The organism is Pseudomonas sp. GW821-FHT07F01 (assembly GCF_059418825.1).
Window position 1 is genome coordinate 66,823 of the sequence record NZ_JBWKQO010000002.1, and the last position, 14,684, is coordinate 81,506.

At 66.3% G+C, this 14,684-nt stretch carries 12 protein-coding genes; 11 read left to right on the plus strand and 1 reads right to left on the minus strand.

Translation table 11 applies throughout. The annotated features are described in order from the left end of the window. The first annotated feature begins 320 nt into the window (after nucleotides 1-320). The 6 genes from hpaB to AC07R1_RS06540 all read left to right on the plus strand — a co-directional run bounded on the left by hpaB (nucleotide 321) and on the right by AC07R1_RS06540 (nucleotide 7,171). A complete protein-coding gene (gene hpaB, locus AC07R1_RS06515) occupies nucleotides 321-1,883 on the plus strand; it encodes a 4-hydroxyphenylacetate 3-monooxygenase, oxygenase component (protein ID WP_015635861.1) in 1,563 nt (520 codons plus the stop codon). Nucleotides 1,884-2,070: 187 nt separating this feature from the next. Further along, nucleotides 2,071-2,583, plus strand: coding sequence for a 4-hydroxyphenylacetate 3-monooxygenase, reductase component (hpaC, locus tag AC07R1_RS06520; RefSeq protein ID WP_011061639.1), 513 nt, complete (start codon nucleotides 2,071-2,073; stop codon nucleotides 2,581-2,583). 203 nt (nucleotides 2,584-2,786) lie between these two features. Next, nucleotides 2,787-3,764, plus strand: a complete 978-nt coding sequence (locus AC07R1_RS06525; RefSeq protein ID WP_011061640.1) for a helix-turn-helix transcriptional regulator — start codon at nucleotides 2,787-2,789, stop codon at nucleotides 3,762-3,764. A 135-nt stretch (nucleotides 3,765-3,899) separates the two neighbouring features. Next, on the plus strand, nucleotides 3,900-4,772 hold the full coding sequence (locus tag AC07R1_RS06530) for a transporter (RefSeq protein ID WP_015635863.1): 873 nt from the start codon (nucleotides 3,900-3,902) through the stop codon (nucleotides 4,770-4,772). Between the two features lie 24 nt (nucleotides 4,773-4,796). Further along, a complete protein-coding gene (locus tag AC07R1_RS06535) occupies nucleotides 4,797-5,960 on the plus strand; it encodes an MFS transporter (protein WP_072450166.1) in 1,164 nt (387 codons plus the stop codon). An 89-nt stretch (nucleotides 5,961-6,049) separates the two neighbouring features. Beyond that, the gene (locus tag AC07R1_RS06540; RefSeq protein ID WP_495110302.1) at nucleotides 6,050-7,171 is read left to right on the plus strand and encodes a class II histone deacetylase; all 1,122 of its coding nucleotides are present in this window, start codon (nucleotides 6,050-6,052) and stop codon (nucleotides 7,169-7,171) included. A 168-nt stretch (nucleotides 7,172-7,339) separates the two neighbouring features. On the opposite strand, the gene AC07R1_RS06545 is transcribed toward AC07R1_RS06540, so the two are convergent. After that, nucleotides 7,340-8,386: a helix-turn-helix domain-containing protein gene (locus AC07R1_RS06545; RefSeq protein ID WP_495110303.1), complete on the minus strand. Its 1,047-nt coding sequence runs from the start codon at nucleotides 8,384-8,386 to the stop codon at nucleotides 7,340-7,342. A gap of 326 nt (nucleotides 8,387-8,712) precedes the next feature. Here AC07R1_RS06545 and AC07R1_RS06550 point away from each other — a divergent pair, with 326 nt between their 5' ends. The 5 genes from AC07R1_RS06550 to AC07R1_RS06570 are packed head-to-tail and all read left to right on the plus strand — an operon-like array spanning nucleotide 8,713 to nucleotide 14,680. Further along, the gene (locus AC07R1_RS06550; protein ID WP_495110304.1) at nucleotides 8,713-9,246 is read left to right on the plus strand and encodes a 2,4'-dihydroxyacetophenone dioxygenase family protein; all 534 of its coding nucleotides are present in this window, start codon (nucleotides 8,713-8,715) and stop codon (nucleotides 9,244-9,246) included. A gap of 34 nt (nucleotides 9,247-9,280) precedes the next feature. Next, nucleotides 9,281-10,561, plus strand: coding sequence for an MFS transporter (locus tag AC07R1_RS06555; protein WP_495110305.1), 1,281 nt, complete (start codon nucleotides 9,281-9,283; stop codon nucleotides 10,559-10,561). Then, nucleotides 10,561-11,625 carry a 2,3-butanediol dehydrogenase gene (locus tag AC07R1_RS06560; protein ID WP_495110508.1) on the plus strand — a complete coding sequence of 355 codons (1,065 nt, stop codon included), beginning with the start codon at nucleotides 10,561-10,563 and terminating at the stop codon, nucleotides 11,623-11,625. The genes AC07R1_RS06555 and AC07R1_RS06560 overlap by 1 nt, the downstream gene beginning before the upstream one ends. Before the next feature lie 56 nt (nucleotides 11,626-11,681). Then, nucleotides 11,682-12,983 (plus strand): carbohydrate porin, encoded by a 1,302-nt coding sequence (locus AC07R1_RS06565; RefSeq protein WP_495110306.1) that lies wholly within the window; start codon nucleotides 11,682-11,684, stop codon nucleotides 12,981-12,983. Nucleotides 12,984-13,018: 35 nt separating this feature from the next. Continuing rightward, nucleotides 13,019-14,680: a GMC family oxidoreductase gene (locus tag AC07R1_RS06570; protein WP_342403727.1), complete on the plus strand. Its 1,662-nt coding sequence runs from the start codon at nucleotides 13,019-13,021 to the stop codon at nucleotides 14,678-14,680. The last annotated feature ends 4 nt before the right edge of the window (nucleotides 14,681-14,684 follow it).

Sequence of the window (14,684 nt, forward strand, 5' to 3'; positions counted from 1 at the left end):
CAGGGGCTGTGCCGACGTGGGGCGCCGCGCTGTTGGAAGTCCGCGGGCCTGTCAGAGATATCGGCCGAACTTGAGCTTTCATATGGCTGATTGTTAAAAATATTTCTGAATGTGACCGGTGTATCACTGCTGAGACAACACAACGCGAAGTGAATCGATAAAGCGCTACAGCATCGCCCCTCAGCCACCGTTTTCGACCCTGGCTCCGGCCACCCGCCTCCCTATGAAAAGTGCAATTCATTCGCCGGAAAAGCCATTTAGTCCATTCCCGCGGCTGCCCATCATGGCCCCAGTCAATAAAAACAACGCTGAGACTGGATATGAAACCTGAAGACTTTCGTGCCGCAACCGACCGCCCGCTGACCGGTGCCGAATACCTGGCCAGCCTGCGCGACGACCGTGAAATCTACATTTATGGCGACCGGGTCAAGGACGTCACCACCCACCCGGCCTTCCGCAACTCCGCGGCCTCCATGGCCCGCCTGTACGACGCCCTGCACGACCCGGCCACCAAGGAGCAACTGTGCTGGGACACCGACACCGGCAACGGCGGCTACACCCACAAGTTCTTCCGTTCGGCGAAAAGCCCCGATGAACTGCGCCAGCAGCGCGACGCCATCGCCGACTGGTCGCGCCTGACCTATGGATGGATGGGCCGCAGCCCCGACTACAAGGCCGCCTTCGGCAGCGCCCTGGGGGCCAACCCGGAGTTCTACGGGCGCTTCGCAGACAACGCCCGCACCTGGTACAAGCGCATCCAGGAAGCCTGCCTCTACCTCAACCACGCCATCGTCAACCCACCCATCGACCGCGACAAACCGGTGGATCAGGTCAAGGACGTGTTCATCTCGGTGGACGAGGAAGTCGAGGGCGGGATCATCGTCAGCGGCGCCAAGGTGGTGGCCACCAACTCGGCCCTGACCCACTACAACTTCGTCGGCCAGGGCTCGGCCCAGTTGCTGGGGGACAACACCGATTTCGCCCTGATGTTCATCGCACCGATGAACACCCGGGGCATGAAGCTGATCTGCCGCCCTTCCTATGAACTGCAGGCCGGCATGACCGGCTCGCCCTTCGACTACCCGTTGTCCAGCCGCTTCGACGAGAACGACGCGATCCTGATCATGGACAAGGTGTTCATCCCCTGGGAAAACGTGCTGATCTACCGCGATTTCGAGCGCTGCCGCCAATGGTTCCCCCAGGGCGGGTTCGGCCGCCTGTTCCCGATGCAGGGCTGCACCCGGCTGGCGGTGAAGCTCGATTTCATCACTGGCCTGCTGGTCAAGGCCCTGCAATGCACCGGTTCCCTGGAGTTTCGCGGGGTCCAGGCGCAGGTTGGCGAAGTGGTGGCCTGGCGCAACCTGTTCTGGTCCCTGACCGACGCCATGCATGGCAACGCCAGTGAATGGATGAACGGTGTCTACCTGCCCAGTACCCAGGCGCTGCAGGCTTACCGGGTCCTGGCGCCCCAGGCCTACACCGACATCAAGAAGATCATCGAGCAGGTGGTGGCCAGCGGCCTGATCTACCTGCCCTCCGGCTCCCGCGACCTCAAGGACCCGGTGCTCAACCAGTACCTCGGCACCTACTGCCGGGGCTCCGGGGGCATGGGCCACGAGGAGCGGATCAAGATCCTCAAGCTGCTGTGGGACGCCATCGGCACCGAATTCGGCGGCCGCCACGAGTTGTACGAGATCAACTACGCCGGCAGCCAGGACGAGATCCGCATGCAGTGCCTGCGCCACGCCCAGGCCAGCGGCTCGATGAAAGCCATGACCGACCTGGTGGACAAGTGCCTGGGGGACTACGACCTCGACGGCTGGACCGTGCCGCACCTGAGCAACCCGGATGACATCAACATGCTGGACCGCATCCGCCAATAGCCACGAAGCCAGCGTGTGTAGGAGCTGGCTTGTGTAGGAGCTGGCTTGCCAGCGAAGACGCCCGCCAGAGCACCACAAGCCTCCAGGCCCGCTTCGCCGGCAAGCCGGCTCCTACAGGCCAAGTCCGCCGTCAGCCCCGCGTTGGCAGCCAGACACCCGGCTGCCCTGCGTCCATGAGGAATTCGTCATGTCTGTACTCGATCCCAAGCAACTCGCCTTTCGCAACGCCATGGCGCACATGACCGCAGCGGTCAACGTCATCACCAGCAACGGCCCCGCCGGCCGCTGCGGTATCACCGCCACGGCGGTCTGCTCGGTCACCGACAGCCCGCCGACCCTGATGGTCTGCGTCAACCGCAACAGCGCCCTGAACCCGGTGTTCAAGGGCAACGGGCGGTTGTGCGTCAACGTTCTCAGCGGCGAACACGAAGAAGTGGCCCGGCACTTTGCCGGCATGACCGGCGTGGCCATGGACCAGCGCTTCGGCCTGCACCCCTGGCGCGACGGCCTGCAGGCCCTGCCGGTGCTGGAGGGCGCCCTGGCCAGCCTGCAGGGGCGCATCACCGAGGTCCAGGAAATCGGCACGCACTCGGTAATGCTGGTGGAACTGGATGAAATCGGCGTGCTGGAGCACGGCGACTCACTGGTGTACTTCAGCCGTTGCTTCCATCGCCTGGCCCACCCTTGCCGGGCGGCCTGAACCCTTCCCTCCTGGCCGTCATTTCCCGCGCCTGGATGCCCGCCGGCATCCGGGCCAAGGGCCACCTCCTGCATCTGTAGGATGGCGCGGCTCTTCCAAGCCATCGATACTCGAACCAGGCCCTGCCCACGTCCCCTGACGTACCGGTCCCAAACCCCTTCCGTGACGAAAACAATAACAACGTCGCACAGAGGTACAGACCCATGAACCACCCCGAGCGTGCCCCGGCCAGCCTGTTGCAGGCCTTCAGCGAACTGACCCTTGAACTGCAGCAATTGGCGCAGAACAGGGACATCGAAAACCTGCACCAGCATGCACTGGCGCGCATCAGCAGGCTCCTACCTTTCGACAGCGCCTGGTGGGGCCGTGCCGCACTGGTGGATGGCCTGCCGGATGAACACAGCTGCTACCTGTACCGCTTGCCACCGAGCTACCTGCCGGACTGGCAATCGATCCGCCACATCGATGTCACGGTGAGCCGGGTCCATGAGGTGCCGGGCCGGGCGGTGATCGTCGACATGGCCGATCCGGACAACGGCCCCGGCCTCAACTGGCTGGGCCGCCAGTACAACATCGGCGAACTGCTGTGCGTGGTGCACATCGACCCCCACACCCACCTGAACAATCACCTGGCGCTGTACCGCGCCCCGGGAGCGCCGCGCTTCAACCAGGGCGACTGCCACCTGCTGAACAACCTGATGCTGCACCTGGTGGCCGCAGTGTCGGCCAACCAGATCCGCACCCTGGTGGCCATGCGCGAGAAGCTCACCGGCCCGCGCAACCTGGCCCTGGCCGTGTGCGACCAGCGCGGCGTGCTGCAATGCGCCGAACGCGGCTTCGTCGACCTGCTGCTGCATGAATGGCCGCAGTGGAGCGGCCCGCAACTGCCCATGGCGCTGGACCCCGGCGGCTTCGAAGGCAAGTCCCTGCAGGTGGAGTCCTCGGCGGTAGGCGACCTCTGCCTCCTGGCGGCCCGCAGCCGCAACCTGCTGCCCCGGCTCAGCCCACGGGAAAATGCCGTCGCCCAGTGCTTCGGCGAAGGCAAGACCTACAAGGAAGTGGCCCGGGACCTGGGCATGTCGCCCAACACCGTGCGCCATCACATTCGGGCCATCTACAGCAAGCTCGGGGTCAAGGACAAGGCCCGCATCGCCCAGTTGCTGCATGCCCCTCCCGGCTGATTCCGCCCCCTGACCACCCTTGACCAGTGCCGTCGAATGTGACGGCCACGGGCAGCCTTTGCCCTTTTTCCAGCCCCTGCCGTGTGCCGGCGAGCCGTTCGCCGAACAACAACTCCAACAAGAGACGCACCGCCCATGACCACGCCCGTGCCCCGCATCACCCTGGCCCTGACGGCTACCCTGGCCAGCCTTTCACTGAACGCCGCCGACCTCAATGCCCGGGACTTCTTCGCCGCCCCAGCGGGCACCAGCCTGGGCGTGCTGTACCTGCCCGCCACCCGCGCCGGTGATTTCCACGGCCCGGCCGACAGCACGGGCAAGGCCGAGCTGCGAGTCAATGCCATGGCCTACCGCCAAGTGTTCTTCAGCGACCTGTGCGGCACCCTCTGTACCCCGCAGTTCATCGTGCCCTTCGCCGATATCGACGCGCGCCTGCCCGGCGCCGAACGCCACACCGGCGAAAGCGGCTTTGGCGACCCCCAGGTGGGCGGCACGCTGTTCTTCATCAACCAGCCGCAAACCCGCACCTACAGCGGCCTGCTGACCCTGATCACGCTGCCCGTGGGCGAGTACCACGGGCGCAACCCCGACGTCTCCCCCGGGGCCAACCGCTGGGGCGCGACCTTTGTCTACAACTACACCCAGGGCCTGGGGGAAAAGTGGGTGCTGGAGGCCAACCTGGAAGCCCAGCTCTATGGCACCAACGACGACTACTTCGGCAGCGACCTCAAGCAGGACCCGCTCTACCGCCTGCAGGCCTTCGCCTCTTACGACTTCACCCCCGCCACCTATGGTGCCCTGCGCCTGATCCACGCCGATGGCGGCGAACTGCGGATCAACGACCGGCGCATCGACGACACCCACAAGCGCTACACCCAGGTCGGGTTCGAGCTCGGCCACTGGCTGGACAAGCAGAACCAGCTGATGTTCGGCCTGTCGCAGAACGTCGCCACCCAGAACGGCTTTGCCGGCACCGACGCCCTGCTGCGCCTGGTCCATGTGTTCTGACCCCCTTGCCTTAGGAGCCTGTCCATGAACACCCAGAACCCCGCCTTGAGCCAGAACCCGCCGATCACCCGCCAGCCCCTCGGGCTCCAGGCGGCCATCGTGCTGTTCGCCGCCATCACCCCCGCGGTGCTGCTGACGGCCCCGGCCATTGCCGCGCAACTGGCCAGCCAGTGGCAACTGAGCCCGACCCAGATCGGCGACCTGTTTTCCGCCGAGCTGGGGGCCATGAGCCTGGCCACGCTGCCCGCCATCTGGTGGCTGAAACACATCGACTGGCGCCGCGCGGCGCTGTGCAGCGCCCTGCTGTTCATCCTCGCCAACCTGCTGTCGATGCTCGCCAATGACTATTCGCTGCTGCTGATCGCACGCTCGTGCAGTGCCCTGGCCGGCGGCTCGCTGATGATCATCTGCCTGGCCAGCGCCGCCGCCAGCCCCAACCCCAGTCGCGCCTACGGCTTCTGGGTGATGGGCCAGCTGGTGCTGGGGGCCATCGGCCTGAGCCTGCTGCCCATGCTCTTCGAGCGCTTCGGCCTGGGTGCCTGCTACCTGATCATGGCGCTGCTGATGCTGCTGTGCCTGCCCCTGGCTCGCAGCTTTCCAGCGGGCGCGGCGAAGGCCGCCAGCCATGAAGCCAAGGCCCCGCCGGTTTCCAGGGCCAAGGCCACCCTGGGGATTCTCGGCATCCTGACCTTCTACATCAGCCTCAGCGGGGTCTGGACCTTCATCGGCGCCATCGGTGGCCAGTCCGGCCTTTCGGCACAGACCAGCGGCGACGTGCTGGCCATCGCCACCCTGATGGGCATTGCCGGCGCCCTGTGCGCCACCCTGTTCGGCGATCGCCTGCCCCGTAGCGCCCTGCTCCTGCTGGGCTACGGCCTGATGGCCGGCTCGGTGCTGCTGCTTCTGGGCCAGCCGCAACTGGCGCGTTTTGCCCTGGCGGCGCTGGTGTTCAAGTTCACCTGGACCTTCATCCTGCCGCTGATCCTCGCGCGCATGGCCGAAATGGACCGCAGCGGCCGCCTGATGAACGCCTCCAACCTGGTGATCAGCGCCGGCCTGGCCATAGGCCCGACCATCGCCGGGCGGCTGATCGAAGGCAGCGGCGGCTTCCGCGGGCTGCTCCTGGCGGGCGCCGCAATCACCCTGCTGTCCATGGCCCTGGTACTCAGTTGCCGGCCTGCACGCTAACGCTCTCGGTGCCCTGGTGCCCCTGGCACCGAGGGCCTGGGCCAGCCGCTGTCGCGTTGTAAATTCCACCCTGAAAAATGGATATCACCATGACCTGTAAAAGCGCGTTTTTCTTCGACGAACTCAGCCTGTGGCACAGCGGCGGCCCCCACGTCCTGACCCTGCCGGTGGGGGGCTGGGTACAGCCGCCAGCCGCCGCCGGGCACGCCGAATCACCGGAAACCAAACGCCGTTTGAAAAGCCTGATGGATGTCTCCGGCCTGACCCGACAGTTGCACCTGCGCAGCGCCGCAGCGGCCACCGAAGACGACCTGCTGCGGGTCCACAGTGCTGCCTACCTGCAGCGTTTCAAGGCCTTGAGCGACGCCGGTGGCGGTCACCTCGGCGACGAGGCGCCGGTGGGCCCGGGCAGCTATGAAATCGCCAAGCTGTCCGCCGGGCTGGCCATGGCCGCCGTGGACGCCGTGCTCAGCGGCGAAGCCGATAACGCCTATTCCCTGTCCCGTCCACCGGGACACCACTGCACCCGCGACCAGGCCATGGGCTTCTGTTTCCTGGCCAACATCGCCATCGCCATCGAGGCCGCCAAGGCCCGTCATGGACTGGGCAAGGTAGCGGTCATCGACTGGGACGTGCACCACGGCAACGGCACCCAGTCGATCTTCGAGGAGCGGGCCGACGTGCTGACCCTGTCCCTGCACCAGGACGGTTGCTTCCCTCCGGGCTATGGCGGTGAACAGGACCGCGGGCGCGGCGCCGGCCTGGGCTGCAACATCAATATCCCGCTGCTGCCGGGCAGTGGCCACGACGCCTACCTGTACGCCATGCAGCGCATCGTGATACCGGCCCTGGAGCGCTTCGAGCCGGAACTGATCATTGTCGCCTGTGGCTATGACGCCAACGCCGTGGACCCCCTGGCGCGGATGCTGCTGCACAGTGACTCGTTCCGCGAGATGACCCAGTGCCTGAAGGATGCTGCCGAGCGCCTGTGCCGAGGGCGCCTGGTGCTGGTGCATGAAGGCGGCTACTCCGAGGCCTACGTACCGTTTTGCGGGCTGGCCACCCTGGAGGCGCTGTCGGGAATCCGCACCGCCGTCGCCGACCCGATGCTGGAGTTCGTACGCCTGCAACAGCCCAAGGAGCCATTCGTGACCTTTCAACGCCAGTTGCTCGACCTTCAAGCCCAAGCCATGGAGGCTGCCGGGCGCTGACCCCCGCTCTGGTGCCGGAACGGGCAAGCCCCGCCACCCGAGCGGTGGCATCCACCAACGGCGTTCCCCGGAGCCCGGGCTCCATCCAGCGGAACGCCGCTCTGCCCAACCGGCCATCCTTCCCCCGCTCCCCTGGGCTACTTGCTGCAACAGTGTGGCCCGGGCGGGTCAGTTGCCTTGCTCCAGGCCCCGGAGATTGTCGCCACAGGCGTGACCGACGCTTTCGGCTGCCGGGCTTGCCAGGGTTGCGGCTACCCCAAGGGCGCGTGCCTCACTGGGGGTTTGCTGGAAGCGGCTCTTGAAGGCCCGGGCAAAATGCGCCTGGCTGGCAAAGCCGTGCCGGTAGGCGATCTCGCTGATATCCAGGCCCGCTCCCTGGCTGCTGCACAGCAGTTGACGGGCCTGTTGCAGGCGTTTTTCCAGGATGAAGCGGCTGGGTAGCGTTTCTTCCAGGGCGAACAGCCGGGCCAGGTGCCGGGTGGAAATGCCGGTCTGGGCCGCCACCCGCTCGCAGCTCAGGGTCGGGTCGGCCAGCTGCTCATGGATGCATTGCTTGGCCGCCAGCAGGTAGGAGGCGCTCAGGGCGTTGATTGGCCGTTCCCCCACATGCCCGGCAATGATGCTGGCCAGAAGCTCGAAGGCCTGCTCCTGATAAGCCTCGGCCTCGGCGCACAGGGGCTGCTGGAAAAAGCCCCGGGTACGTTCGCCCAGGGTGCGCAGCAACAGGCGCTGGACCCCGCTTCCGACGCTGATCCGCAAAGGCCGGTCGAAGCGTTTCAGGCAGCGCTCGGCGAACTGCTGCTGGGGAATGTCGAAGATGAACTGGCGCATGGCCCCGGAAAAGCCGAACAGATAGGGCTTGTCGGTGCGGTAGACCACCAGCTCCCCCGGCTCCAGCACCTGGCAGGCGCCATCCTGGTAGAAGAACGAGCCGCTGCCGGTGACCAGGGACACGAAGATCGACTCCTTGGGCACGCCGCGGATCATCGAGGTGTCGCGCTCCACCACGTGTTCGTTGCCGACGATGCGGGCCAGGCGCATGGCGCTCAATTGCAGATTGTCCTGGCTGGCGGCGAAACCGCCCTCGGCGTAGGAGTTGCACTTGAGCCCCACCAGGGTGCTGGCGTTGTAGTCCTCCCAGAAGGCCAGGCGTTGGTCCAGGTCGACGGCCTGGGTGCTGGCATGCCGGGTTTCGAGCAAGGCGCATGGAGACATTGTTGTTCTTCTCATGGCGGCGGGATGTTCCCCGGACGGCAAGGCAGTGTCCGGACACCTGGGGCCGCAGGCACTGCGGGCTGCGGCCATTCATTAACATCTGAACTATATAGCCTGTCAACTTGAAACGCAGTGGGACCCGGTCGCTTTGAGTGCGTCATCGGCTCTCTATCGGCCGTAGGAAAAAAGCCGTCCGAAACAGACAAACAACCAGTCCGATCCGTGCAAACCCTTGCCCCGCTCCCGACCTAAAGTCTGCGCCGTACCCCCATGGCCGCCCTGCCCGGCTGCCCAGGCTCCTCCCATAACAACAACCGAGGCCCACCATGCCCGAAGCCGCCCACCGTGAATTCTGGAAAGACCTGCAACCGATCGCCAACTGCTTCAAGCCCGACGCCAAGCCGGAGGTCTACCTGCCCGACGCCGCCAGCGAGGACCTGCGCCTGTACGTGCCCTTCACCGAGACCGTGTCCTCACGGCCACTGTGGATCTCCCCCAGCGAAAACCGCTGGTGCGACATTCTCCTGGCCCGCAGCGCCGGGCTGGTGAACCGCCACTACCACCCCCACGAAGTCTTCGCCTACACCCTGTCCGGCAAATGGGGCTACCTGGAGCACGAGTGGACCGCCACCGCCGGGGACTTCGTCTACGAGACCCCGGGCGAAGGCCACACCCTGGTGGCCTATGAGCATGAGCAGCCGATGCGGGTGTTCTTCATCGTCAAGGGCCCGCTGATCTGGCTCGACGAACAGGGCGAGCCCGACGGCTACTTCGACGTGCACTCCTACATCGCCATGTGCCGCGCCCACTACGAAAAGATCGGCCTGGGCGCCGCCCATATCGACACCCTGTTCCGCTGACCGGCGCTGCCCACGCCTCCTTCGGAGAACCACCATGGCTTATAAAAACAACAAGGCCGGTTACGAGAACACCTTGCTGGGGGTGCTGTTCCTGACCTTCGGTTTCGTCTTTTTCGATCGTCTGGCGCTGTCCTTCCTGTTCCCCTTCATGGCTGACGAGTTGCAACTGAGCAACAGCCACCTGGGCATGCTGTCGTCGATCCTGGCCCTGGCCTGGGCGGTGTCCGGGGCCCTGGTGGGTGCCTGGTCGGACCGCCGGGGCGTGCGCAAGCCGTTGCTGATCGTCGCGGTGATCCTGTTTTCCCTGTGCTCGGCGCTGTCCGGGCTGGTCACCGGCTTTCTCAGCCTTTTGCTGTTCCGCGCCATCATGGGGCTGGCCGAGGGGCCGATCCTGCCGCTCTCCCAATCGCTGATGGTGGAAGCCTCCTCGCCCCATCGCCGTGGCCTGAACATGGGCCTGCTGCAAGGGTCGGCGGCGGGCCTGTTGGGCGCGGTGATCGGCCCGCCGGTGCTGATCGCCCTGGCCGAAGCCTACGGCTGGCGCCACGCCTTCATCATTTCGCTGATTCCCGGGCTACTGATCGCCCTGCTGATCTGGCGCTACGTGCAGCCCGACCCACCGCGACACGAACCGCGAGCGCACACCCCGTCCAGCCCGGGTGGCAGCCATCGCCTGGCCCTGCTCAAGAGCCGCAACATCGTGCTCTGCACCCTCATCAGCTGCGTGTTCCTGACCTGGTTCATCATCCTGATTTCCTTCACCCCGACCTTCCTGGTCAAGGTTCGCGACTACAGCCCGGCCAGCATGGGCACGGTGATGAGCTGCCTGGGAGGCGCCTGGGTGCTCTGGGGCTTCGGCGTGCCGGCAATCTCCGACCGCCTCGGCCGGCGCCCGACCCTGGTGCTGTTCTCGCTGATTGCCGCTTGCTGTCCCATCGCCCTGCTCTACGCCTCGTCGCCCTGGATGCTCGGGGTGCTGATGCTGCTGACCTACACCGGCCTGGGCTGCTTCACCCTGTTCATGGCCACCATCCCCGCGGAAACCGTGCCCCGCGAAGTCATGGCCACGGCCCTGGGCATGATCATGGGCATCGGCGAGCTGGTGGGCGGCTTCATCGCTCCGACCATTGCCGGCTTCGCCGCCGACCGCTTCGGCCTGTCGATCGTCATGTGGATGTCCTGCGGCGGCGCATTGCTGGCCGCCGTGCTGGCCCTGTTCCTCAAGGAAACCGCCCCCGCGGTACTGGCCCGCCAACAACGCCGGCACCGCGGCCCCAACCCTGCACCCAGCCCGAGCCTGGGAGGAAACCCATGATCAAAGCACTGCAATGGCATGCCGCCCGCGACCTGCGCCTGACTCAGCTGGAACCGCGCCAGCCCGGCCCCGGCGAGGTGTTGCTGCAAGTCGCCTACTGCGGCATCTGCGGCAGCGACCTGCATGAGTACGTCGATGGCCCTCACTCCATACCTCAGCAGGTGGCTCACCCGCTGTCCGGTTGCCGGGCGCCGCTGACCCTGGGCCACGAGTTCTGCGGCCAGGTAGTAGCCCTGGGCCAGGGCGTGGATGCACGGCTATTGGGCCAGCGGGTTGCGGTGGAACCCGAATACCGCTGCGGCGAGTGCTCGTACTGCCAGATGGGCCAGTACAACCTCTGTGAATCCATGGGCTTTATCGGCCTGATGGGCGACGGCGGCTTTGCCGAACAGGCGGTGGTACCGGCCTACATGCTGCACCTGCTGCCGGACAGCGTCAGCTTCAAGCAGGCGGCCGTGCTGGAGCCGGCAGCGGTGGCCTACCACGCCTTGAACCAGAGCAGCCTGATGGCCGGCGACAGTTGCGCGGTGTTCGGCCTGGGGCCCATCGGCCTGCTGCTGGTGCTACTGACACGGTTGCGGGGGGTGGAACGGATCTACGCCGTGGACCTGGACCCCGAGCGCCGGCGCCTGGCCCTGGAGTTCGGCGCCTCTGAGGCCCTGGACGGCGCCGACCCGCAACTGCAGGCACGCCTGCGGCAACTGAGCGCCGGTGGTATCGACAGCGCCTTTGAGGCCGCCGGTAGCCAGCAGACCCTGCGCCATGCCCTGCACTGCCTGCGCAAGGGCGGCGAAGCGGTGCTGGTGGGCTTGATGGGCGACGTGCAGTTCGATGCCTTCCACCTGGTGAACAACGAGTTGCGCCTGCTCGGCAGCGTCGGCTACCGCCACGTCTACCCCGAACTGATCCAGCTGCTGGCCAGCGGGCGCCTGGACCTGAGCCGGGCGGTCACCCGCTGCCTGGCCCTGGAACAGGCGGTGGAGCAAGGCTTCCAGGCGCTGTTGCAAGACAAGAGCCAGATCAAGGTGCTGGTCAACCCGACCCCGGCCCTGGCCGATGCCTGAACAAACGATGTGCAACCGACACTCAAGACAAAAACAACAAGAATCGAGTACCCGACATGAATGCAACCTATGCGCTGTGCCCGCTGCTGGCCGCCTTGCTGCTGCCCCTTGATTGCCTTGCCCAGACGCCGCCCACGCCGCGTACCGGCCCGCTGTCCGGCCTGGGGGACTACCTGGCCGACCGTGGCATCACGCCCCATGCGCAGTTCCTCAGCCTGGCCATGAAGAACCTGGACACGGGCCCCCGGCCCCACAGTTTCGGCAACAGCGGCGACCTGTTCGTCGGTGCCGATATCGATCTGGGGACCTTCGCCGGCCTCGACGGCGCAGCCCTGCACTTCGAGCAGACGCTGTTCATCCTCGACCACGAGACCGGCGTGCCCACCTCGCGCAACTGGCAGGGCGCCGCCGGCAGCTACTTCGGCGGCGCGCCGATCCACAACGACCTCACCAGCAACCAGTTGAGCCTGCTGACCTACCAGCAGACCTGGCTCGACGGCCGGGTCGACCTGAGCCTGGGGCGGACCAACGCCCGGCGCTACTTCTATATCTACAACTGCGAAAGCACGGTGACCTGCAACGACCCGATCATCGACTCTTCCACCGGCATCCTGCCGCCGCCCTACGGCAGCTGGGGCGGCTACCTGAAATACCAGCTGACGCCCCAGTGGTACGTACATGGCGGCGCCTTCGAGTCCAACCCGGTGGACTACCTGAAGGAGCGCAAGGGCCTGGATTTCAGTACCGACGACGCCAGCGGCACCAGCCTGCTGCTGGGCATCGGCAGCCAGAACCGCGATGCCTACAGCTCCCACTACGAGCTCAACGGCTACTACAACACCTCCAAGCAGGTGGACCCGCTGACCGGGGCCATGGACTTCGGCACCGGCGGAGCCTTCTTCAAGTTCCAGCAGGCACTGTGGCGTGCCGACGCCGGTACCGACAGTGCGCCCCAGGCCCTGCTGCTGTTCGGTTCGCTGTCGGCGGCGGCCGATGACAAGCAGCCCTTCAGCCAGTTCGCCGAGGCCGGGCTGACCTACCTCGCGCCCTTCGACCGGCCCCAGGACAAGCTCAACCTCAAGGCCAGCTACCTGCGCCTCAACGACCACCAGCTGCGCTTCCAGCAGCAGGCCCGCATCGCCAACGGCGGCGACCCGCGCCTGGGCGAACGCAATGTCTACGCACTGGAAGCCAACGCCCATATCGCCCTGACCCGGCAACTGGCCCTGGAGCCCAGCATCCAGTACCTGGTCAACCCGGACAACTTCTACAACCCCGAAGCCCGCGAGCTGAGCGGCAACGGCTTTGTCGTCGGCCTGCAAGTGACCCTCGACGTCGGCTCGCTGCTGGGGCTCTGAGATGGATTTCTGTGACTGCCAACGAGGTACCTCCGATGAGTGAAACAACCACGCAGACCTTCGACTACATCGTGGTGGGCGCCGGCTCCGCCGGTTGCGTGCTGGCCAACCGGCTGTCCGCCGATCCCAAGGTCCAGGTGTGCCTGATCGAAGCCGGGCCCAGTGACCGCACCTTGCTGCCCGCCGCCTATGTGCGCACTCCGGCGGGGATCATCCGCCTGATCGCCAACCCGCGCTGGAACTGGATGCACCAGTTCAGCCCACAGGCCAGCAGTGGCGACGTGCCGATCCCCTGCCCCCGGGGCCGGGTCTGGGGCGGCTCCAGCGCGATCAACGGCATGATCTATATCCGCGGCCATCGCCTGGACTTCGACCGCTGGGCCGCCGCCGGCAACCAGGGCTGGAGCCATGACGAACTGCTGCCCTACTTCAAGCGCTCGGAGCATTTCGAACCCGGCACCTCGCCGTGGCACGGCCAGCACGGCGAGCTCAACGTCGCCGAGCAGCGCAGCCCGAGCCCGGTCAATCAGGTGTTCTACCAGGCCGCCACCGAGCTGGGCTGGAGCTACAACCCGGACTTCAATGGCCCGGAGCAGGAAGGCTTCGGGCCCTTCCATGTCACCCAGATCAACGGCGAGCGCTGCAGCGCGGCACGGGCCTTCCTGCACCCGATCCTGCACCGGCAGAACCTGACGGTACTGAGCAGCACCCTGACCCACCGGGTGTTGCTGCAAGGCACTCGTGCCAGCGGTGTGGAAATCAGCCAGGACGGCCGGGTCTGGCAACTGCAGGCACGCCGGGAAGTGATCCTGTGCGCCGGGGCGATCAACTCGCCGCAACTGCTGTTGCTGTCCGGCATCGGCCCGGCCGAGGAGCTTGCGCGCCACGGGATCGTTTCCCGCCACCCGCTGCCAGGGGTCGGGCTCAACCTGCAGGATCACCAGGACATCGTGCTGATGTACCGCAGCGACCCCGAACTGGGCTACGGCATTTCCGCCAAGGGCCTGCTGCCCCTGGCCCGCTCACCCTGGCAGTACCTGACCCGGCGCCAGGGCCCGCTGACCTCCAATACCGTCGAGTCCGGAGCCTTCCTGCGCCTTGCGCCCGAGGACCCGGTGCCGGAACTGGGGCTGATCGTCGCCCCGGCCCTGAAGAACCAGCCCCAGCGCCTGATCCCCGTGGGCCACGGCATCAGCCTGCATGTGGCGGTGATGCACCCGCAGAGCCGCGGCCGGGTGCGCCTGAATTCCGCCGACCCGCACGACAAGCCGCTGATCGACGCCAACTTCCTCAGCCACCCCGAAGACCTGCGCAAGCTGGTGGCCGGCTTGCGCCTGGTGCGCCAGCTGGCAGCGACCCGGGCCTTCTCCCAACGCCTCAAGGGCGAGCTGGTACCCGGCCCGCAGGTGCAGAGCCAGGAGCAGATCGAGCAATGGATCCGCCAGCACCTGGGCACGGTGTTTCACCCGGTGGGCAGCTGCAAGATGGGCCACGACGAGCTGGCGGTGGTGGACGACCAGTTGCGGGTCCACGGCCTCCAGGGGCTGCGGGTGGCGGACGCCTCGATCATGCCGAGCCTGATCACCGGCAACACCAATGCGGCGGCAATCATGATCGGCGAAAAGGCCGCGGACCTGATGCTGGGCACGGCACCGGCGCAACCGAGCAACGTGCTTCAAGGCGAAGCTTGCACCTGATGCC

What these genes read in the sequence shown, in the direction of transcription:
- hpaB (WP_015635861.1), top strand. Translation starts at nt 321, where the DNA reads ATGAAACCTGAAGACTTTCGTGCCGCAACCGACCGCCCGCTGACCGGT.
- hpaC (WP_011061639.1), top strand. Translation starts at nt 2,071, where the DNA reads ATGTCTGTACTCGATCCCAAGCAACTCGCCTTTCGCAACGCCATGGCG.
- AC07R1_RS06525 (WP_011061640.1), top strand. Translation starts at nt 2,787, where the DNA reads ATGAACCACCCCGAGCGTGCCCCGGCCAGCCTGTTGCAGGCCTTCAGC.
- AC07R1_RS06530 (WP_015635863.1), top strand. Translation starts at nt 3,900, where the DNA reads ATGACCACGCCCGTGCCCCGCATCACCCTGGCCCTGACGGCTACCCTG.
- AC07R1_RS06535 (WP_072450166.1), top strand. Translation starts at nt 4,797, where the DNA reads ATGAACACCCAGAACCCCGCCTTGAGCCAGAACCCGCCGATCACCCGC.
- AC07R1_RS06540 (WP_495110302.1), top strand. Translation starts at nt 6,050, where the DNA reads ATGACCTGTAAAAGCGCGTTTTTCTTCGACGAACTCAGCCTGTGGCAC.
- AC07R1_RS06545 (WP_495110303.1), bottom strand. Translation starts at nt 8,386, where the DNA reads ATGTCTCCATGCGCCTTGCTCGAAACCCGGCATGCCAGCACCCAGGCC.
- AC07R1_RS06550 (WP_495110304.1), top strand. Translation starts at nt 8,713, where the DNA reads ATGCCCGAAGCCGCCCACCGTGAATTCTGGAAAGACCTGCAACCGATC.
- AC07R1_RS06555 (WP_495110305.1), top strand. Translation starts at nt 9,281, where the DNA reads ATGGCTTATAAAAACAACAAGGCCGGTTACGAGAACACCTTGCTGGGG.
- AC07R1_RS06565 (WP_495110306.1), top strand. Translation starts at nt 11,682, where the DNA reads ATGAATGCAACCTATGCGCTGTGCCCGCTGCTGGCCGCCTTGCTGCTG.
- AC07R1_RS06570 (WP_342403727.1), top strand. Translation starts at nt 13,019, where the DNA reads ATGAGTGAAACAACCACGCAGACCTTCGACTACATCGTGGTGGGCGCC.